This is a genomic window from Streptomyces chartreusis, from assembly GCF_008704715.1.
Lineage (GTDB): Bacteria > Actinomycetota > Actinomycetes > Streptomycetales > Streptomycetaceae > Streptomyces > Streptomyces chartreusis.
Map to the genome: position 1 here is coordinate 8,482,388 of NZ_CP023689.1, position 19,039 is coordinate 8,501,426.

Here is a 19,039-nt window from a genome sequence, read left to right on the forward strand (position 1 = left end):
CCTTCGACGGGAAACGGCTCCGCTCCTCCGTCGGGAAACGGCTCCGATTGAAAAACGGACCCGGAGTCCGTATCGTCGGTCGAACCGGACCCGTGGTCCGCATTGTAGGAGACGGAGGATACCCATGTCCGCACCCGTATCGATCTCCCCGGCGGAGCTGTACCGCCACAGCCTGCGACTCCTGCTCGACAAGGACGTCCCCGGCTGGATCGGCCTGTGGGCCGAGGGCGGCGTCATGGAGTTCCCCTTCGCACCCCCGGGTTGGCCCCGGAGGCTGGAGGGGAGGGAGGCGATCGCCGAGTACATGCGGCCCTACCCGGACCACATCGACCTGCACGACTTCCCCGAGGCCGACCTGAGGATCCACCGGACCGACGACCCGCGGACCGTCGTGGTCGAGATGCGCGGCGTCGGCCGGCTGGTGCAGGCCGACCGCCCCTTCGACATGACGTACATCGCCGTCGTGACGGTGGAGGCGGGGCGCTTCACCTCCTACCGCGACTACTGGAACCCGCTCGCCGTCCTCGAACCCGGGGTCGACTTCGCGGGGAGCGGCCACGCTTCGGGGAGCGGCCACTCTTCTGGGAGCAGCCGATGACCGCGATCGGCGCCGGTCCCGGCATCGGCACCACGCTCGTGACAGGCGCGACCGGAACCACCGGCAGCCGCATCGCGGCACGGCTGACGGCCGCCGGTCACCCGGTCAGGGCGGCCGGCCGCAAGGCGGCACCCGTGGCCGGAGCCGAGCCGGTCCGCTTCGACTGGTACGACGCCGGCACCCATGCCGCCGCCCTCGACGGCGTCGACCGCGTCTACGTCATCCCGCCCGTCGGCGACCCCGACCCCGCTGTCGTCGTCCTGCCCTTCCTGCGCCGGGCCCGCGCGGCCGGAGTGCGGCGCGCGGTGCTGCTCAGCGCCTCGTCGATCCCGGAGGGCGGGCCGGCCGTGGGGTACGTGCACCAGGCGCTGCCGGGCATCTTCGACGAGTGGGCGGTATTGCGGCCCTCCTGGTTCATGCAGAACTTCACCGGCGACCACCTGCACGCCACGAGCATCCGTACCGAGGGCCTCATCCGCACGGCCGCCGGCACCGGCCGCGTCGGCTTCGTCGACGCCGACGACATCGCGGCCGTGGCCGTCCACGCCCTGACCGACGACCGCGCCCCCGACACCGACCTCGTCCTCACCGGACCCGAGGCGCTCTCCTACGACGACATCGCCACGGTCATCACCGAGGTCACCGGCCGCCCCGTAGCCCACCGGCAGCTGTCCTACGAGGAGATGCGCGACCGGCTCGCCGCACAGATGCCCGCGGAGTTCGCCGCGATGCTGGCGGGCATGGACCGGGCCGTCGCCGAGGGGGCGGAGGACCGCGTCACCGACTCCGTCCAACGCCTCACCGGCCGTCCGGCGGGCAGCTTCCGAGCCCTGGTGGAACGGGAGTTGCGCCTCCTGGGCTGATCCCGTCCCGCCCAGGAGGCGCCTCTTCAGGGGGCGAGCCGCAGCTCGCGGCCCTGCCAGCGGTCGCGCAGCCAGCGGTCGTGGCTGGCCACGACGATCGCGCCGGGGCCGGTTCCCAAGGCCTCCTCCAGTTCGTCGCACAGGCGCGGGGACAGATGGTTGGTGGGTTCGTCGAGCAGCAGCAACTCCGTTGGCCTGGCCACCAGTAGAGCCAGCGCGAGACGCCGGCGCTGTCCGACCGAGAGCCGGCCGACCTCCTTGTCCAGGTCCACCTCGTGCAGCAGACCGAGGGAGCCCAGCGGCACCGCCTCGGCGCGTCGAGCGCCCAACACCAGCCCGTACGTCTCCCGCACGGTCCGCTCCGGGAACTCGAAGATGCTGTCCTGGGCGAGCAGTCCCACGGTCAGCTCTTCCCGTCGCCGCATCTCGCCCTCGGGTGTCAACCGGCCGGCGAGTACGGCCAACAGGGTCGACTTGCCGGTCCCGTTGCCGCCGGTGACCAGCAGCCGGTCGGTCGCCGGGATCCGCGTACTGACCGGCGAGAGCCGACCCGGCACCCAGGCACCGGCCAGCGACACCAGAGGGCCGTCCTCCTCCTTCTCGGCTGTCGGCGTGGTGAGCCCCGTGCTCCGGAACCGCAGCGGGCTCGGCGGCTCGCCGACCTGGTCGCGTTCCAGGTCCTCCAGCCGGCGAGTGGCGTTGCGTACCCGCCGGGAGATCTGGCTCTGCACCCGGCCGGCCCGGTGGCCGTAGCCCATCTTCTCGTTGTCGCGCGGTGCCCGGTCCGGCGCGACGCGGCGCGCGGTGACCCCGGCCGACACCCGCAGCGCGACCAGTTCCTCCTGCTCCTCGGTCCAGCGCCGCTCCCAGCGCTCCCGCTCCTTGCGTTTCTCCGTCAGATAGGCCGAGTAGTTGCCGCCGTATCGGACCGGGCCGTCGATCGCGGGGTCGAGGTCGATCAGGTCCGTGCACACGGCGTCGAGGAATGCCCGGTCGTGGCTGGCCAGTACGACGACCCCGGGCAGGTCCCGGACCTGTTCCTCGACGAAGGCGGCGGCACCGTCGTCGAGGTGGTTGGTCGGCTCGTCCAGCAGGAGTGCGGAGGGCCGCCGGATCAGGAGCGCGGCCAGTGCCAGCCGGCCGCGCTGCCCGCCGGAGAGCGAGGCGAGCGTCCTGTCGTGCCCGAAGGAGCCGAGGCCGAGACCGTCGAGCACGAGCTCGGCGCGCCGGTCCGCGTCCCAGGCCTCCCGGTCCTGGGCCTGCTCGAGCCGGGCGCCGTAGGCGGCGAGCAGCTCCGTGTGCTCGGGCGCGTCCTGCGCGGTCTCCGCGAGCTGATCGGTGAGGCGGTCCAGCTCGGCGAGGTCGTCCCTCGCCTCGCGTAGCGCGTCGTCCAGTACGTCGGCGATCGTCGAGTCGGCGTCGTACGGCATCTCCTGTTGCAGAAAGCCCAGATCGGGCGGGCGGGTGACGCTGCCGGCGTCGGGTTCGTCGACTCCCGCGAGCAGGCGCAGCAGGGTCGACTTGCCGACGCCGTTCTCGCCGATGAGTCCGATACGGCGCCCGGGGGCGGCGGTCAGGGAGACGCCGTCGAGCACTCTGCGGCCGTCGAGGTTGCGGACGAGATCGTGGGCGAGCAGGGCAGGTTGAGGCATGGTTCAGGTCCGTCCAATGTGATCGGTGCTCGGCCCGCGGGGCGGCAAACCTCGGACGCGGGCCAGGTCGACACAGCGGCGGATCACATCTCGGGCGCCCCCGTCTCCGTCAGCTCGTCGTCGGCCAGCCGCAGCCACCGGCCGACCCCGATCTCGCGCAGGAACCGTTCGTCGTGGCTGACCACCACGAAGGCACCCTGATAGGAGTTCAGCGCACTCTCCAACTGGCCCGCGCTGACCAGGTCCAGGTTGTTCGTCGGTTCGTCCAGGAGCAGCAGATGCGGGGCCGGCTCCGCGCACAGCACACACGCCAGCGTGGCGCGCAGCCGCTCGCCGCCGGAGAGCACCCCGACGGGCAGATGGGCGCCCGCGCCCCGGAAGAGGAAGCGGGCGAGCAGGTTCATCCGCTCGGCCTCCGGCCGCCGCGGGGCGAAGGCAGCGAAGTTCTCGGCGACCGTACGGTCGAGGTCCAGCACGTCCAGGCGCTGCGAGAGGTAGGCGATACGGCCGTCGGCGCGCCTGATCTCGCCGCCCTCCAGGGGCAGTTCGCCGTTGAGCACCCGCAGCAGCGTGCTCTTCCCGGCGCCGTTGGGGCCGGTCAGCGCGATGCGCTCCGGGCCGCGGATCGTCAGGTCGACGCCCTCGCCGGCGAACACGTCCTTGTCGCCGAGCCGGACCCGGAGCCTTTCACCGAGGAACAGGTTCCGTCCGGCGGGCACGTGGGTGTCCGGAAGGTCGAGCGTGATGCGCTGTTCCTCACGCAACGCCCGTCCCGCCTCATCCAGCCGGGCCTTCGCCTCGCTGACCCGGCCCGCGTGCATCTGGCCGGCCCGGCCCGCGGACTCCTGCGCTCCCCGCTTCATGTTGCCCGCGAAGATGCGGGGCAGACCGGCACTCTTGAGGTTGCGGGCGGCGTTGCTCTGCCGGCGCTCCGCGCGCTCGCGCGCCTGCTGCATCTCCCGCTTCTCCCGCTTCAGCTCCTGCTCGGCGTTGCGGACGTTCTTCTCGGCGACCTCCTGCTCGGCCCACACGGCCGCCTCGTACTCGGTGAAATTGCCGCCGTAGAAGCGCAGTTCGCTCCCGTCGAGCTCGGCGATGCGGTCCATCCGGTCGAGCAGGGCACGGTCATGGCTGACCAGGATCAGGCACCCGGTGAAGTCCTCCAGCACGTCGTACAGCTTGTGACGGGCGTCGAGGTCGAGGTTGTTGGTGGGTTCGTCGAGCAGGAGTACGTCGGGTCGCTTCAGCAACTGGGCGGCCAGACCGAGGGAGACGACCTGGCCGCCGCTGAGGGTGCCGAGGCTGCGGTCCAGGGAGAGGTCGGTCAGGCCGAGGCGGTCCAGCTGGGCACGGGTGCGTTCCTCGATGTCCCAGTCGTCGCCGATGGTCGTGAAGTGCTCTTCGGCGACGTCCCCGGACTCCACGGCGTCGATGGCTCGGATGACCGGGGCCACGCCCAGGATCTCGGCGACCGTGAGATCGCCGGTCAGGGGGAGGGTCTGCGGGAGGTGACCGAGCGTGCCGGACACGGCGACCGACCCCGCGCCGGGTCGCAGTTCGCCCGCGATCAGCTGGAGCAGAGTGCTCTTGCCGGTGCCGTTGGGCGCGACGAGACCCGTACGGCCGGAGCCGACGGTGAAGGACAGATCCTGGAAGACGGGCGTGTCGTCGGGCCAGGCGAAGGACAGGGCGGAGCAGACGACGGAAGCGTCGGGCATGAAGGGTGACCTCGTGTGAAGGAGGGGCGAGCGCTCGGCGCATGGCAGGCGTGACAGCGATGGCATGCGTGATGGCTCTGCCCCGGCGGCAGACAGTGGGAGAGGGGACGACGAAGAGACCACCTCGGCGACGCGTCAGCGCATCAGCCGGTGGCCTGCCGGGTCCGGGTATCACCCGGAGATGTCGTCGTCCACCACCATGTCTGGTCTCCTCGAAGAAGGTCGAAGTCCCTGGCACTGTATACGAGGCCTCAGCTCTCCGCCTGGGGGTTGGGCGGTACGGCCGTGCCGGTCGCCCTGTGCGAGGGCTCAGGTGGCCGGACGGCCGAGTTGGACCAGGAGCTGCTGGTGGCCGTTGCTGATGAGTGAGGCCACGGGCTTCAGCTCCGTGGCGGGCACGGCGAGGCGGATGTCGGGGAAGCGCTCGAAGAGGTGTTGCAGAGCGCAGGCGACTTCCAGGCGGGCCAGCGGGGCGCCCAGGCAGAAGTGGACGCCGTGGCCGAAGGCCAGGTGGTCCTTGTCGCTGCGGGTGGCGTCGAACGTGTCGGCGTCGGCGTGCCAGTCGGGGTGGCGATTCGCGGCGGCGTAGGAGGCGAGGATGGCGTCGCCGCGGGCGATCGTCCGGCCGTCGGGCAGCGGGATGTCCGAAACGGCGAAGCGCAGGGGGAGGTGTTTGACGGCGGGTTCGTGGCGCAGGGTCTCCTCGACGACGTCGTTCCAGCCGACGGCACCGGAGCGGACGAGCCGGAGCTGGTCCGGGCGGGTCAGCAGCGTGAAGACGCTCTGGTCGATGACGTTGACCGTCGTCTCGTACCCGGCACTGATCATCAGCAGGAGCGTGTCGCGAAGCTCCTGGGGGGCGAGGCCGGTGCCGCCGTCCTCGTCGTCCCGGGCGTTGATCAGCAGCGACGTCATGTCGTCACCCGGGTCGTCACGCTTCGCGGCGATCAACTCGTCCAACTGCCCGTACAGCAGAGCGGTGTTGGCCTGGGCCTCCGCCGGGCTCAGCGTGGTGTCGAAGACACCGTCCACGACTTTGCGGAAGCCTTCGCGGCGTTCCTGCGGCACGCCCATGAGATGGCCGATCACGGCAATGGGGAGGGGGTAGGCCAGGTGCTCGCGCAGGTCCACCGTCTCGTCCTCGGGGCGCGCGGCGAGGCGGTCGATCAGCTCGATCACCATGCCTTCGACGGCCGCCTTCATGGTGGCAATGCGCCGCGCGCTGAAGGCCGGCGCGATCAGACGACGCAGCCTGCGGTGGTCCGGGCCGTATGCCGTGAACATGTTCTCCACCGCGACCCACAGCGCGAGCGGCCAGCGGGTGACGGCCTCTTGGAAGGCCGGCCAGTGGGCGCGGCCGTCCTTCGACACATCCGGGCTGGTCAGGAGGTGCTTGAGCAGGTCCGGGTCGGTCACCGCCCATGCCGTGACACCGAGGATGTCGACCTGGGTCGCCGCTCCCTCGGCACGCAGGGACAGGTGCTCGGCGTGCCGGTCGGCGCCGGTGGGGTCGAGGACGATCAGAGGCTGCTCGGGCACGGAGGGCTCCTTGGCAGGCGGGGGGACGAGCTGACCGGGGCAACAGGACGCAGGGTGTGGTGAGTTCGCGACGGATGGACCCCGACAGTCTTGCCCGCGGCACGAAGGAAGCCGCACCGGCGCGGCTGTATGGGGCTGGAAAGGTTTCACCGATGCCCTGATCCGACTCACCGGCGTCCAGGAGAGCTGCGGTTGTCGAGACGCGGGCGAGGCGACAACCGAGCGAGGACCGGGGGCAGCCCAACTGGCCTGCCCGGCCGGCGGCGCACATGGAAGGGCGTCCGACCAGGGCGGCATCGGTCCTGGTCGGACGCCCGTCGGGGGGTGCCTGGAAGAAGCCCAGCTTCTGCGGCGCGTACGACACGAGAAGGTTCTTGGTCTGCTGGTGGTACAGCGGTAACACGGCGCTGGCCTGCGGGCAAACGGCTTCCGTGGGGCTCGTAGCTCGGCATTGTGGTCCGTGAATGGCCCGGATCTTGGTCGGGGCCTCCTGCGGAAGACCCGGAAACCGGCTGCCTGCCACGGGGCACCCAACGGCCGTCCGGGGGAGAGCGCCCGCGTCGGCTGCTTCTCCGCCCGCAGTTTCGTCGGCAGGACGGCATGGAGCCGAAACCCAACGTCGACTGGGCGCCTGCCTCCTGCTCACCGGGTGTCGCATCGACAGGGCGTTGCGCATGAGCTGCCTCAGGCGCTCCACCCGCTGTGCCGCCCCGTGCCCGACCCCGGAATTCACAGCCTCCCGCCAGCAGAACTCCCGGCAACGATCCCTTCCGCAAGGCGCGTTAACCTGACGATTAACAAGATCGACGGAGGGCCGCGTGGAGATCGGAGACATCGAGATCTTCCTGACACTCGCACAGGAACTGCACTTCGGCCGGACGGCTGCACGTCACCGCGGCGCGAGTCAGCCAGGCCATCAAGAAGCAGGAAAGGCAGATCGGTGGTGCGCTCTTCGCTCGCACCAGCCATCACGTCAGCCTTACCCCGCTCGGTCAGCAGTTGCACGACGACCTGCTCCCGGTGCACCGGGGTCTTCAGCGGAGTCTGGAGCGGGCCGTGCTGGCCACGAAGGGCAAGACTGAGGTGATGCGCCTGGACAGACGTCCAGTAACGTCGAGGACCTGAGGCCCGTCCTCGACGAATTCTCATCCCGCCACCCCGGCTGCATTGTGCAGATTCGCGCCGTGGGATACAACGACCCTTTCACCGCACTGCGCCACGACACGATCGACGTCCTGCTCGCCTGGCTCCCCATCCGGGAACCGGACCTCACGGTGGGCCCGGTCGCCTACACCGAACCCGTCGCGTTGTGCGTATCCTCCGCCCACCCCCTGGCGAAGCGAGACTCCATCTCCTACTAGGACCTTGCTGACGAGACCGTCCTGACCGGCGCCGCACCCGACTACTGGCGAGAGGCGCTGATCCCCGCCCGCACCTCCAGCGGGCGGCCGATCCCCAAAGGGCCGACTGCAGTCGACGGCACGCAACTACTCGCCATCGTCGCCGGTGGGGAAGCGGTGTGCCCCGTGCACGCGCACGCCCTGCGCTACTAGGGCGGCCTGACGCCGCGTACATCCCCATCCATGACGCGCCGCTCAGCCGCTGGGCCTTGACCTGGCACACGAGCAGCGAAACGGACCAGATTCGCAACCTGGCCAAGGTCGTTGAAGAGCTCGGTCCGATGGCCCTGTGACCTCATCCGCATCCCCCCGACCAGGGCCGGGCAGGCCCCGCAAGAAGCCGGACAGCCTCGTCGCCCCCCAAGCGCTAAAGCGGGCCGCAGCCGCTCGGTCCGACGTCTGTAGCGGCGAGCGCGGCCGGGTACTTGTTCGGCAAAGGGGGACGACACCGACGCCGAAGTATCCCGTCTCTACCGCCCAGTTGCGTCCCCGCAGTCCGTCGCAGCCTCGGCGAGTGCGCGTACCAGTGGTGTCGCGCGGTCCGTGCGCCAGATCAGGGCCCACTGGACGGGCGGGGCATCGTGGAGGGGGATGTATACGACGTCAGTCTGCGCGTTGTAGCGCCGCCCCTCGTCGGGGACTGTGCAGACCGCGTCGCCCACCGCGACGAGGGCAAGGATCTCGTAGAAGGTGGAGACGGCGGGGCCGCGGCGGACGGGGCGCCCGGCCGGTGTGCGGGCCGGCAGGACGGCGGTCTCCCAGTAGGCGGGAAGGGGGCCGTTCAGGCGCGGCACGATGTGCTCGCCGAGGACCTCCATGCTCACCGACTTGTGCCGGGCGAGAGGGTGATCCGCGGCCACCATCAGGTGGAGCGGTTCCTCGCGCAGCACCACTCCGACGGTCAGGTCCGGCTCGCGGACCGGCAGCCAGGTGGTCACCGCGTCGACCTCGCCGGCCCGCAAGGCTCCGAACGGATCGCTGAAGAACACTTCCCGGAAGCGGAGTTCGGCGGACGGGTGTCGGGCCCGGAAGTGGGTCAGGACCGGGGCCATGTCGTGCATCTGTGCGCCCATGACTCCCAGCGTCAGCGTGCCGGCCGATTTGCGGGCGATGGTGGTCGCCTCCGCAATGGCTTCCTGGATGCCCTCGTATGCCGGCTTCAGCCGCTGGAGCAGCACCTCTCCGATGGGGGTCATCCGCACGTGGCGGCTGGTTCGCTCGAAGAGTTGGGCGCCGATGACGCGTTCCTGTTTCTTGATCGCTTGGCTGACACGGGCTGGGGAGACATGCAGGCGTTCGGCGCTGCGGCCGAAGTGGAGCTCCTCCGCGAGCGTCAGGAAGATCTCTATGTCCCGCAGTTCCATCGTGTCCCCGGTTCCATCCTGGTCCCCGGATTCGTGAACCTCTGGGTTAACGACCATATCAAGATCAGCCGTTGTTCCCGGGCTGCCCGGCACGCAGGCTGGGTACCGGGCCGGGAGGCCGCCTCCCGTAGGTGACATGAGCCGGCAATGAGGCTGCGGGACCGGCCCGCTCAATTCGGCCGACGGACCCGAAGGGCGTGGACCGCGCGCGGAAGGCGCGTACCTCATCGGTCATGAGGCCTCGCCTCCCGGGCTTCGCCCGCCGAGCACGAACTCCCACGGAGAGATTCCCGCGTGACATCTGACCCGAGCGCCGCCCAGGCACCTGACCCGGCCACCATCCATCCACTGCCTGCCCACGAGCGGGTCGTATTTCTCAAGCCACTGGTTGCCGGGACGAACGTCGTGGTGGGTGACTTCACCTACTACGACGACCCCGACGGGGCGACCGACTTCGCGCAGCGCAATGTGCTGTACGCCTACGGTCCGGAACGGCTGACCATCGGCAAGTACTGCGCGATCGCCACAGGCACCCGGTTCCTGATGGCGGGCGCTGACCACCCGTCGATGGGGGTGTCCACCTTTCCCTTCACCATGTTCGGCGGCGAGTGGGCCGAGCAGACCCTCGACCTCGTCACCGGCATGCCCAGCCGCGGGGACACGGTGGTCGGCAACGACGTGTGGTTCGGATACGGAGCCACTCTGATGCCGGGGGTTCGGATCGGCGACGGCGCAGTGATCGCGGCCGGAGCGATGGTCACCGCCGACGTGCCGCCGTACACCGTCGTGGGCGGGAATCCGGCCCGGACGATCAGACAGCGCTTCGACGACAGCGACATCGAACGGCTCACACGGGCCGCTTGGTGGGACTGGCCCGTCGAGCTGGTGACTGCGCACGCCCGGACCATCATGGCTGGATCCCCGCAGGACATCGAGCGCATCGCCACTGCCGAAGGTCTGGGGCAGCGGTGACGCCCCCGGCCATCGAGGAGTACGCGGTGTCCGGTCGCGACAGCGGCCCGTACGCGATCACCACAGGCCCGGACGAGGCGCTCTGGTTCACCATGGTGCACAGCGGCAGGATCGGCCGGCTCGTCCCGGGACAGGAGCCGACCAGTCATCAACTCGCCCCGGACAGCGGCCCGACGGTCATCTGCAACGGGCCGGACGGCGCGCTGTGGTTCACGGCGTACCGGGCGCACCGGGTCGGGCGGATCACGACTGCCGGCCGGGTGACCGAGTTCACGCCGCCGACCGCGGAATGCGGGCCTTTCGGCATCGCTGCAGGGCCGGACGGCGCGCTGTGGTTCACCGAGACCGCCGCCGACCGCATCGGCCGCCTCACCACGAACGGAACTGTCACGGAGTACCCGCTGCCACGCACCGGCGCGTTCCCCTCCGCCATCGCCGCGGCCGGGGACTCGATGTGGTTCACGATGAATCAGGCCAACGCCATCGGCCGTATCGGCATGGACGGTCGCATCACGGTCCACGCGCTCCCCACCGAGGCGGCCGCACCGGTGGGGATCGCCGTGGGCCCGGACGAAAGTGTCTGGTTCACCGAGATCGCGGCCGGTCAGATCGGCCGGATGGCACCCGGTGGCCGGATCACCGAGTACCCGCTGCCCGACCGTTCCGCCCGGCCGCACGCCGTCACCACCGACGCCGACGGCACGGCGTGGTTCACCGCGTGGGGCGGCAACAGCGTCGGCTCGATCACCTCGGACGGCACGGTCGCCGTCCATGACCTACCCACCCCGGCCTCCGAGCCGCACGGGATCACAGTGGGCCCGGACGGCGCTGTGTGGACGGCCCTGGAGACAGGCGCACTGGCCCGCATCGAGCCGGCCACCAGAACCACCACCGATGACACCGAACAGAGGAACGCCTCATGAAATACGCCCTCGTGATCTTCGAGACGCACGCGTCACGCGCCCGGATCCAAGCCGACCGCGACGCCTACCGGAAGGCGTACGAGACCTGGATCGGCGAACTCGCGGCAGCGGGCAAACTGGCGGGAGGTGACGCCCTCGACACCGAGCACCAGGGCCCCGTCACCGTGCGCAAGACGGCGGACGGGTCCGCAGCGGTGACCGAGGGGCCCGTGCACAGCGGCGAGGAGACCCTCGGCGGCTGGTTCGTGCTGGAAGTCGCCGACCACGCAGAGGCCATCGAGCTGGCCCGCGGCTTCCCCACCCCGGAGGCGCTCGAGATCCGCCCGATCCTCGAATCGGCCTGAGCCGCATGCGGCCCTCGCCGCCCTCTGCCCGGACACCCTGCGTGCCTGATCAGCACGACATGCCGGGTCCGGAGCGCTGTATCCCTTCGCAGGAGTTGACTTGCAACTGACATCGGTGAACTACCGGCCCCTGACCGGCCCCGAGGAGATCGATCTCTTCTGCCGGCTCTCCTACGTCCTCGACCACGAACTCAACGAGGACTTCGCCAACGGCTGCCGCCGCCCCGAGTGGGCGTGGGTGGCCCTGGACGGCGACCGTCTCCTCGCCCGGCTCGCCTGGTGGACGACCCCGGGCGGTGACGTCCCGCAGCAGTTCGACTTCTTCGACATCGACGACACGCTGCCCCGGGCCGACCGCGACGAGATAGGCCTGCGGCTGTTCGAGACGGCGACGACAACCGTCTTCTCGACGGGCGCGAAGCTGCCTGAGTACGGCCGCTTCGTCCCGCCCGATTGGCACGAGGACCCCGCGGCGCGCGAGGTGATCGAATCCCGCACGCGCGTGCTGGAGAGCACTGGAGCACGCCTGCTCGTCGAGCGGCTGCGGCTGCAGTGGACCCCGTCGTCCCTGCTCCCGGAGTCCAAAGGGCGTCTCGTATTCCGCCCGGTAGCCCACCGGGAGGACCTCCTCGCCCTGATGACCCCAGTCATGGAGGGCACCCTCGACGCCCACGGCCAGGCGGACCTGGCATCCGGACTGAGCCCGCGCGAAGCGGCGGAACGGCACTACGACGGCGAGTTCGCCAGGTTCAACAGCCCGCACGAGTGGTGGCGCATCGCCGAACTCCCCGACGGCGGCGGTCCGGTGGGCTTCGTGATCCCGGCCCGCAACAGCTATCACCCGATCATCGCGTACATCGGCGTCCTGCCCGCACACCGCGGCAACGGCTACATCGACGAGATCCTCGCCGAGGGCACCCGTATCCTGGCCGCCGAGGGCGTCGACCGCATCAGGGCATCGACAGACCTCGGCAACGTCCCCATGGCGAAGTCCTTCGCCCGCACCGGATACGTCAACTTCGAACGCTCCCTCAACCTGGTCTGGGACTGAACCCATCTGCCGCGTCTCCGGATCTCCCCCCAACGACCTCCGGAGACTTGGCAGGTGGGCGCCGACTCCGTGCAGAAAACGCCGTCCTTCTGCCACTTGGCGAAGTAGCCGTAGACGGTTTCCCAGGGCGGGAAGTCGTGCGGCATGGCCGCAGGGACACGCCCGCCGGAAGTGGTTCCGCGGGGGCGCCGATTGGCCCGCGTGTGGGCCGGGGCGGATCCACTTGCAGGTCGGATCGTGGCGCTGGGGATCGTGTTGATTGCGGAGGGCGTCCACCATGTCGGATTGCCTGGAGCGTAACGAAGCCTCCAGGCAACCGACTTTGGGCTCTAGAAGAAGCCAAGCTTCTGAGGGCTGTACGAACAGAGAATGTTCTTGGTCTGCTGGTAGTGATCCAGCATCATCTTGTGCGTCTCACGCCCGATGCCCGACCCCTTGTAGCCGCCGAACGCCGCGTGTGCCGGGTACGCGTGGTAGCAGTTCGTCCACACCCGGCCCGCCTGGATCGCGCGGCCCGCGCGGTACGCGGTGTTGATGTCCCGCGTCCACACGCCCGCCCCAAGGCCGTACAGCGTGTCGTTGGCGATCTTGATGGCGTCGTCGAAGTCGTCGAAGGACGTCACCGAGACGACCGGGCCGAAGATCTCCTCCTGGAAGATCCGCATACGGTTGTCGCCCTCGAAGATGGTCGGCTGGACGTAGTAGCCGCCCTTCAACTCGCCCTCGTGATCGATGCGTTCGCCGCCCGTGAGGACCCGGGCGCCCTCCTGCCGGCCGATGTCGAGGTAGGAGAGGATCTTCTCCAGCTGGTCGTTGGAGGCCTGCGCGCCGATCATGGTGTCCGTGTCGAGCGGATGCCCGGTCTTGATCTGCTCGGTCCGCGCGACCGCCGCCTCCATGAACTCGGCGTAGTTGCCCCGCTGCACGAGCGCCCGCGACGGGCACGTGCACACCTCGCCCTGGTTGAGCGCGAACATCGTGAAGCCTTCGAGCGCCTTGTCGCGGAAGTCGTCGTTCGCCGCCCAGACGTCGTCGAAGAAGATGTTCGGGGACTTGCCACCGAGTTCGAGGGTGACCGGGGTGATGTTCTCCGAGGCGTACTGCATGATCAACCGGCCGGTCGTGGTCTCCCCGGTGAACGCCACTTTGGCCACCCGGGGGCTCGACGCCAGCGGCTTGCCCGCCTCCACGCCGAAGCCGTTGACGATGTTGAGGACGCCCGGCGGCAGCAGGTCGGAGACCAGGCTCAGCCAGTAGTGGATGGACGCCGGCGTCTGCTCGGCCGGCTTCAGCACGACCGCGTTGCCCGCGGCCAGCGCCGGAGCGAGCTTCCACGTCGCCATCAGGATCGGGAAGTTCCACGGGATGATCTGCGCCACCACGCCCAACGGCTCGTGGAAGTGGTACGCCACCGTGTCGTCGTCGACCTCGCCGAGCGAGCCCTCCTGCGCCCTGATCGCGCCCGCGAAGTAGCGGAAGTGGTCGATGGCCAGCGGAATGTCCGCCGCCAGCGTCTCCCGCACCGGCTTGCCGTTCTCCCAGCTCTCGGCGACCGCCAGCTTCTCCAGGTTCGCCTCCATACGGTCGGCGATCTTCAGCAGGATGTCGGCCCGCGCGGTCACCGACGTCCGGCCCCACGCTGGGGCGGCCGCGTGCGCCGCGTCCAACGCCCGCTCCACGTCCTCCGCCGTGCCCCGCGCGATCTCGGTGAACGGCTGCCCGTTCACCGGCGTCGGGTTCTCGAAGTACTGCCCCCGGATCGGCGGCACGTACTCACCGCCGATGAAGTGGTCGTAGCGCGCCTGGTAGGAGACGATCGCACCCTCGGTGCCGGGCGCCGCGTAACGGGTCATTCTGCTCTGCCTCCCGAAGAAGCGCTGCCCGCCGTTGGGCAGCTCTCGGCGCGAGGCTAGGGACGGCGAGGTTGCAAGTACGTTGCGCGGGCCGGGGCTTCCGCCAGGGTCACCGCTCTGCGGTCACCGTGCCGGGCGGGCGGTGCTGTGAGCTCCGACTCCAGCGCGGCCAGCCTCGACCGCACCGCCGACGTCGGACGCACCACGGCGAGCGCCCGCCATACGTCCAGGTCGTCCTCGCCCCACGGCGCATGCGCCCAGTCCGCCAGCAGATCCGGATCGCGGCGCGCGATCAGAGCCGTACGCAGACCGTCGGCCAGTAGCCGCCTGAGCCGCACCACCGCCGGCGCCTGGGAACCGGGCAGCAGCGGGCCCGCGTACGCGGCGGCCGCGCCCGTGATCGCACCCGTCTCCAGCCGTCGCTCCACGACCGACACATCCGACTCCACCGGCACCGTCAGCCGGTACGGTCTCGACCCGAGCAGACCGGGACCGAGCAGCCGACGCAGACGCGCCAACTCGGCTCTCAGCGTCACGGGCGTCACCGACTCGTCCTCGTACAACGCGCACTGCAACTCGTCGCCCGTCAGCCCCTCCGGATGACGGGCCAGCAGCACCAGGATCTCGCTGTGCCGACGACTGAGCCTGACCCTGCGCCCACCGACGAGCAGCGTCGCCTCGTCACGGCCCAGCGCGGACAGCTCGGGCGTGTCCGCGGCGGGCAGCTGCGGCGCGAGCAGCGCCAGATGCGACTCCGCGGCACGCGCCACCGCCTGCACGAACCCCAGGCTGTGCGGATGCGCCAGCCCGTCACCACCGGTGATGTCCACCGCCCCGAGCACCCGGCCGGTCCGCGGATCGTGCACCGGCGCCGCCGCGCAGGTCCAGGGCTGCACCCTGCGGATGAAGTGCTCGGCGGCGAAGACCTGCACCGGCCGGTCCACGGCGACCGCCGTACCCGGCGCGTTCGTCCCGACCGCGCTCTCCGCCCACCTGGCACCCGGCACGAAGTTCATCCGCCCCGCCTTGCGCCGGGTCGTCGGATGGCCCTCGACCCACAGCAGCCTGCCGTGCTCGTCGCACACCGCGAGCAGATGCTCCCCGTCGGCGGCGAACGTGCCCATCAGCTCCCGGAACAGCGGCATCACCCGCGCCAGCGGATGCTCCGCGCGATACGCCCCGAGGTCGCCGTCCGCCAGCTCCACGGACGCCGTCCCGTCCGGACCGACACCGGCCCGCGCGGAGCGCCGCCACGAGTCGGCCACCACGGAACGCACCGGCGTCGGCACGGTGCCCACCTCGGTGAACGTCTCATGCGCACGGCGCAACGTCCGTACGCGCTCGGCGGGATCGGCCCCCGGTTCGAGAGCGACCCAAGGATCGGTCAAGTCGGCCTCCCCGGAAAGCAATGCGGCTGGGGACATCGTCACTCCGAGTACGCGAACGGACAACCGTTTCGACCGGGGTCACTCGAACGATGAGGGGATGCTTCCGGCGGGACGAGGCTTCCCTGAGGCTGTGCCGGTGTCGCGGTGCTGGAGGCCCAGGACCGGTGCGGGCACGGCTCGGCAGCGCCCCAAACGCGGGCTCAGGCCGAGTTGACCAGGCGTATGTAGCGCGACCAGTCCCAGTGCGGCCCGGGATCGGTGTGGTCCGTGCCCGGTACCTCGTAGTGCCCGATGATGTGCCGGCGGTCCTTCGGGATTCCGTACTTGCCGCAGATCGCCGCCGTGAGCCCGGCCGACTCCTCGTAGAGAGCGTCGGTGAAGTAGTAGGGCCGGTCCACCCAGCCCTCGTGCTCTATGCCGATGCTGCGTGTGTTGTGTTCCCAGTCGCCCGCGTGCCAGGCGATGTCGGCCTCACGGACGCACTGTGCGATGTGCCCGTCGGCCGAGCGCACCACGTAGTGGGCGGACACCTGCTTGGCCGGGTTCTGGAAGACGGACAGGGTCTTGGTGAAGGCGGTCTGCGTCACGTGGATGATCACCTGCTCGACGGGATGGGTCCTGGGGCGGTTGGCTGTCGTGTAGTTGGCGGTGCTCGCCGGCTGCCACTCGGCACCGTGATGGTCGGGTGCCGGAACCTGCGTACCGGATCGTGGGCCGGGCAGCAGGGCGTACGGGACGGCGGCGAGGGCGGTGCCCTGGAGGAAGCGGCGCCGGCTGGGGCGGGGTCGTGCGAGTTCCAAGGAGGGGTTGCCTTTCAGGGGTGAGGTCGGCCGGAAGGTCAGCGCAGGGTCGCCGCCGTCTCCCGCAGTCGCTCATGTACTCCGCGGTGCGTCTCACGACCTGGCAGCCACTGCTTGCGGATCTTGGCCACGCACGTGTAGTTGGTGTCGCACACGTTGGCCAGCGGTGACTCGACGGCCTGCGTCGCGAACTGGTACGCGTCCAGCTCACTGAACCCGTAGTCGCGCACCAGCCACTGCACCAGGTCGAGCTGCGATATCCGGAACGCGTCCTCCAGCGGCCGTGCCGACCCGGTCGACATGATGTGGGTGTCCGACTCGATGCGCGGCCAGGGTGTGGCGAGCCCCTTGAGCAGCTCGACGATCACCACCGTGTTCATCGCACACTCGACCGCGACCCCGCAGGTCTCGCCCTCTCCCTGGCGGGCGTGCCCGTCGCCGAGGCTGAGCAGCGCGCCCTCGACGTTCACCCCGAGATAGCAGGTGACACCCGCCCGCATCTCCGGGGTGTCCATGTTCCCGCCGTGCGCGTCGGGCACCAGCGCGGAGCGCACCTCCAGATTGGCGGGAGCCACCCCGACCGTGCCGTGCATCGGGTCCATCGGCAGCTCGGCCTCGATGTCACTGTCATGGGCCCGGAACAACGCCGTACGCCGGGTCCGGTCGAGCTGCCAGATCCACACGGTCTCCGGCAGCGGCGGCTGGAGCGTGGCCGTGGTGTGTGTCGAGGTGAGGGCGCCGAACAGCGGGACCGTGGTCGACGCGGCCCAGTCCCGGGCCGGCTCGATCGAGACGAAGTGCACGGCGACCGTGTCACCCGGCTCGGCGCCCTCGATGTGGAAGGGTCCCGTCTGCGGGTTGAGGTAGGGGAATTCGCATACCTCGGACACCAGGTCCTTCTCCGAGCGCACCCGCCCGCCGAAGCAGTCCTCCGTGTACAGGTCCAGGACCGTACCGGGCGCGATGCGCGCCACGGGCGGTGCTCCGCCGAACGTCCAGGCGTACTCGCCGGGCTCGGGTCGCACGGTCAGGATCCGCGGGTCGCTCATCGCTGCACAGCTCCGTTCTGGGGAAGGCCGGTGGGGGAGGGGTCGTCGTCGAGATGGACACGGGCGGTCTCGGCTATTCGCCCGGGGTGCCGCCGCATCAGCACGAGCAGCACCACGACCCCGATCGCCATCCACGCTCCGACCACGGACCCCGCGTACGACACGGGCGCGCTGAGCTCGGAGACGAAGTCGAAGACGGGCAGGCCCGCCGCGGTCAGCAGCGCCGGCACGAACGCGATGATGCCGAGAAGCGGCAGGACCAGATGCCGCACGGGCTTGAGCGCCTCGCGCCTGCGGCGCAGGAAGTAGCCGGCACAGGCGAGGTTGACCACTATGTACACGCCGATCACGACCGTGACGATCACCGTCGCCAGCAGCAGGAACGCAGTCACCGGGTCGTAGGCGAACCCCAGCCCCAGAACGGCGCCGACCGCCACCGCGGTCTGCACGGCGATTCCGGCCACGGGCGAGCGGTACTTCGGATGGAGGATCGCCAGGAAGCGGGGCAGCACGCGGATGCGGGCCAGGGCGAACGCGGTCCGCGTGGAGACGGTGGCGCACGCATTGGCATTGGCGATGGCCGAGTTGACCACGGCCAGGAACACCAGCACCCAGAACAGTCCGAACGACGCCCGCGCCACGCCTTCCCACGAGGCGGCACCGGACGCGCCGAACTCCTGGAAGCGATCAGGGCCGTAGTACACGCTCATGGCGTACGTGGTGAGCACGTAGAACAGTCCGATGGCGAGCGCCGAACCGAGCACCGCGCGGTGCATCGTGCGACGTGGGTCCCGGGTCTCCTCGGCCAGTGGTGCCGCGGCCTCGAATCCGGCGAAGGCGAGCACCGTGTAGACGGACCCGGCGAACACTCCGCTGACGCCCGCGTAGCCCTCGGCGGTGTGCGACGTCCCGAACACCGGCAGCGTGTTGTCCCCTCCCGCCTTGCCGATCAGCCAGATGGCGAACACCAGCAGGACGAGCACCTCGAAGACGCCGAGGACCGTGCCGAACCGGGCCGAGGCGCGCACCCCCAAGTACCCGGAGACACCTATGATCGCGGCTCCAGCGAGCGCCCAGGGCCACCACAGGTCCGCCGGATACGAGGACCATTCCTGGTGCAGCGTGCCGGCCGTGGTGAAGCCCAGTTGCAGTAGGAGAAGGGGTGGGACGAGAGCCTCGACGAACACATAGCCCCAGCCCACGAGAAAGCCGATCGCCGGATGCAGGCCTTGTGCCACGTAGGTGGACACCGAGCCCGCGGCCGGCAGCTCGCGCGCCAGCTCCGCGACGCACGACGCCGTGAACAGACATGCCACCAGCGCGATCAGCACCGACAGAGGCAGGCTCCCGCCCGCGAACGCCGCGCCCGACGGAATGGACGCCGCGACCGCCGCGGCCGGCGCCATCGCCGTGATGCTCTGGAACAGGACCTCGCGCAGCCCGATCGCGTCGCGCCGCAATCCCGTGGTTCCGACTTCCGTCTTTTCCCCCGACATGTGAATCCCCCTCATTCACCCCGATGCGC

Annotated in this window: 17 protein-coding genes and 1 pseudogene; 8 read left to right on the forward strand and 10 right to left on the reverse strand. The window is 70.1% G+C overall.

Translation table 11 applies throughout. The features are described 5' to 3' along the window. Nucleotides 1-124 precede the first annotated feature (124 nt). Together CP983_RS37590 and CP983_RS37595 are read left to right on the forward strand one after the other, a co-directional pair. A complete protein-coding gene (locus CP983_RS37590) occupies nucleotides 125-598 on the forward strand; it encodes a nuclear transport factor 2 family protein (RefSeq protein WP_150504592.1) in 474 nt (157 codons plus the stop codon). Then, nucleotides 595-1,461 (forward strand): NmrA family NAD(P)-binding protein, encoded by an 867-nt coding sequence (locus CP983_RS37595; RefSeq protein ID WP_150504594.1) that lies wholly within the window; start codon nucleotides 595-597, stop codon nucleotides 1,459-1,461. The genes CP983_RS37590 and CP983_RS37595 overlap by 4 nt, the downstream gene beginning before the upstream one ends. 26 nt (nucleotides 1,462-1,487) lie before the next feature. Here CP983_RS37595 and CP983_RS37600 read toward each other — a convergent pair whose 3' ends face one another. The 3 genes from CP983_RS37600 to CP983_RS37610 all read right to left on the reverse strand — a co-directional run bounded on the left by CP983_RS37600 (nucleotide 1,488) and on the right by CP983_RS37610 (nucleotide 6,370). Beyond that, nucleotides 1,488-3,113 carry an ABC-F family ATP-binding cassette domain-containing protein gene (locus CP983_RS37600; RefSeq protein ID WP_150504596.1) on the reverse strand — a complete coding sequence of 542 codons (1,626 nt, stop codon included), beginning with the start codon at nucleotides 3,111-3,113 and terminating at the stop codon, nucleotides 1,488-1,490. An 83-nt stretch (nucleotides 3,114-3,196) separates the two neighbouring features. Continuing rightward, nucleotides 3,197-4,831: an ABC-F family ATP-binding cassette domain-containing protein gene (locus tag CP983_RS37605; protein ID WP_150504598.1), complete on the reverse strand. Its 1,635-nt coding sequence runs from the start codon at nucleotides 4,829-4,831 to the stop codon at nucleotides 3,197-3,199. Nucleotides 4,832-5,140: 309 nt separating this feature from the next. Further along, on the reverse strand, nucleotides 5,141-6,370 hold the full coding sequence (locus CP983_RS37610) for a cytochrome P450 family protein (protein ID WP_229914844.1): 1,230 nt from the start codon (nucleotides 6,368-6,370) through the stop codon (nucleotides 5,141-5,143). A gap of 882 nt (nucleotides 6,371-7,252) precedes the next feature. On the opposite strand from CP983_RS37610, the gene CP983_RS45290 reads away from it, so the two are divergent. Together CP983_RS45290 and CP983_RS44520 are read left to right on the forward strand one after the other, a co-directional pair. Continuing rightward, entirely contained in the window at nucleotides 7,253-7,495 is a 243-nt protein-coding gene (locus CP983_RS45290; protein ID WP_208852863.1) for a LysR family transcriptional regulator, read from the forward strand. Further along, entirely contained in the window at nucleotides 7,492-7,731 is a 240-nt protein-coding gene (locus CP983_RS44520) for a LysR family transcriptional regulator substrate-binding protein (protein WP_208852864.1), read from the forward strand. The genes CP983_RS45290 and CP983_RS44520 overlap by 4 nt, the downstream gene beginning before the upstream one ends. A 509-nt stretch (nucleotides 7,732-8,240) precedes the next feature. On the opposite strand, the gene CP983_RS37620 is transcribed toward CP983_RS44520, so the two are convergent. Beyond that, a complete protein-coding gene (locus CP983_RS37620; protein ID WP_150504601.1) occupies nucleotides 8,241-9,134 on the reverse strand; it encodes a LysR family transcriptional regulator in 894 nt (297 codons plus the stop codon). A gap of 294 nt (nucleotides 9,135-9,428) precedes the next feature. On the opposite strand from CP983_RS37620, the gene CP983_RS37625 reads away from it, so the two are divergent. From CP983_RS37625 to CP983_RS37640, 4 genes are all read left to right on the forward strand, one after another. Then, nucleotides 9,429-10,106 (forward strand): CatB-related O-acetyltransferase, encoded by a 678-nt coding sequence (locus CP983_RS37625; protein WP_150504603.1) that lies wholly within the window; start codon nucleotides 9,429-9,431, stop codon nucleotides 10,104-10,106. After that, nucleotides 10,103-11,029 (forward strand): Vgb family protein, encoded by a 927-nt coding sequence (locus tag CP983_RS37630; RefSeq protein WP_150504605.1) that lies wholly within the window; start codon nucleotides 10,103-10,105, stop codon nucleotides 11,027-11,029. The genes CP983_RS37625 and CP983_RS37630 overlap by 4 nt, the downstream gene beginning before the upstream one ends. Further along, nucleotides 11,026-11,373, forward strand: a complete 348-nt coding sequence (locus CP983_RS37635) for a YciI family protein (RefSeq protein WP_150504607.1) — start codon at nucleotides 11,026-11,028, stop codon at nucleotides 11,371-11,373. The genes CP983_RS37630 and CP983_RS37635 overlap by 4 nt, the downstream gene beginning before the upstream one ends. A 115-nt stretch (nucleotides 11,374-11,488) precedes the next feature. Next, on the forward strand, nucleotides 11,489-12,424 hold the full coding sequence (locus tag CP983_RS37640; protein ID WP_150507092.1) for a GNAT family N-acetyltransferase: 936 nt from the start codon (nucleotides 11,489-11,491) through the stop codon (nucleotides 12,422-12,424). A gap of 74 nt (nucleotides 12,425-12,498) precedes the next feature. Here CP983_RS37640 and CP983_RS45125 read toward each other — a convergent pair. From CP983_RS45125 to CP983_RS37670, 6 genes and pseudogenes are all read right to left on the reverse strand, one after another. After that, nucleotides 12,499-12,570: pseudogene (locus tag CP983_RS45125) on the reverse strand (transposase); the annotation flags it as partial. Nucleotides 12,571-12,753: 183 nt separating this feature from the next. After that, a complete protein-coding gene (gene adh, locus CP983_RS37650; protein WP_150504609.1) occupies nucleotides 12,754-14,277 on the reverse strand; it encodes an aldehyde dehydrogenase in 1,524 nt (507 codons plus the stop codon). 56 nt (nucleotides 14,278-14,333) lie between these two features. Next, the gene (locus CP983_RS37655; protein ID WP_167537815.1) at nucleotides 14,334-15,665 is read right to left on the reverse strand and encodes a GAF domain-containing protein; all 1,332 of its coding nucleotides are present in this window, start codon (nucleotides 15,663-15,665) and stop codon (nucleotides 14,334-14,336) included. Nucleotides 15,666-15,865: 200 nt separating this feature from the next. Continuing rightward, nucleotides 15,866-16,465 (reverse strand): N-acetylmuramoyl-L-alanine amidase, encoded by a 600-nt coding sequence (locus CP983_RS37660; RefSeq protein WP_150504611.1) that lies wholly within the window; start codon nucleotides 16,463-16,465, stop codon nucleotides 15,866-15,868. Between the two features lie 38 nt (nucleotides 16,466-16,503). Next, nucleotides 16,504-17,514: an acetamidase/formamidase family protein gene (locus CP983_RS37665; RefSeq protein ID WP_150504612.1), complete on the reverse strand. Its 1,011-nt coding sequence runs from the start codon at nucleotides 17,512-17,514 to the stop codon at nucleotides 16,504-16,506. After that, nucleotides 17,511-19,010 (reverse strand): APC family permease, encoded by a 1,500-nt coding sequence (locus CP983_RS37670; protein WP_150504614.1) that lies wholly within the window; start codon nucleotides 19,008-19,010, stop codon nucleotides 17,511-17,513. The genes CP983_RS37665 and CP983_RS37670 overlap by 4 nt, the downstream gene beginning before the upstream one ends. Between the last annotated feature and the right edge of the window lie 29 nt (nucleotides 19,011-19,039).

Coding starts and splice junctions, on each gene's coding strand:
- CP983_RS37590 (WP_150504592.1), top strand. CDS start 125: ATGTCCGCACCCGTATCGATCTCCCCGGCGGAGCTGTACCGCCACAGC.
- CP983_RS37595 (WP_150504594.1), top strand. CDS start 595: ATGACCGCGATCGGCGCCGGTCCCGGCATCGGCACCACGCTCGTGACA.
- CP983_RS37600 (WP_150504596.1), bottom strand. CDS start 3,113: ATGCCTCAACCTGCCCTGCTCGCCCACGATCTCGTCCGCAACCTCGAC.
- CP983_RS37605 (WP_150504598.1), bottom strand. CDS start 4,831: ATGCCCGACGCTTCCGTCGTCTGCTCCGCCCTGTCCTTCGCCTGGCCC.
- CP983_RS37620 (WP_150504601.1), bottom strand. CDS start 9,134: ATGGAACTGCGGGACATAGAGATCTTCCTGACGCTCGCGGAGGAGCTC.
- CP983_RS37635 (WP_150504607.1), top strand. CDS start 11,026: ATGAAATACGCCCTCGTGATCTTCGAGACGCACGCGTCACGCGCCCGG.
- adh (WP_150504609.1), bottom strand. CDS start 14,277: ATGACCCGTTACGCGGCGCCCGGCACCGAGGGTGCGATCGTCTCCTAC.
- CP983_RS37665 (WP_150504612.1), bottom strand. CDS start 17,514: ATGAGCGACCCGCGGATCCTGACCGTGCGACCCGAGCCCGGCGAGTAC.
- CP983_RS37670 (WP_150504614.1), bottom strand. CDS start 19,010: ATGTCGGGGGAAAAGACGGAAGTCGGAACCACGGGATTGCGGCGCGAC.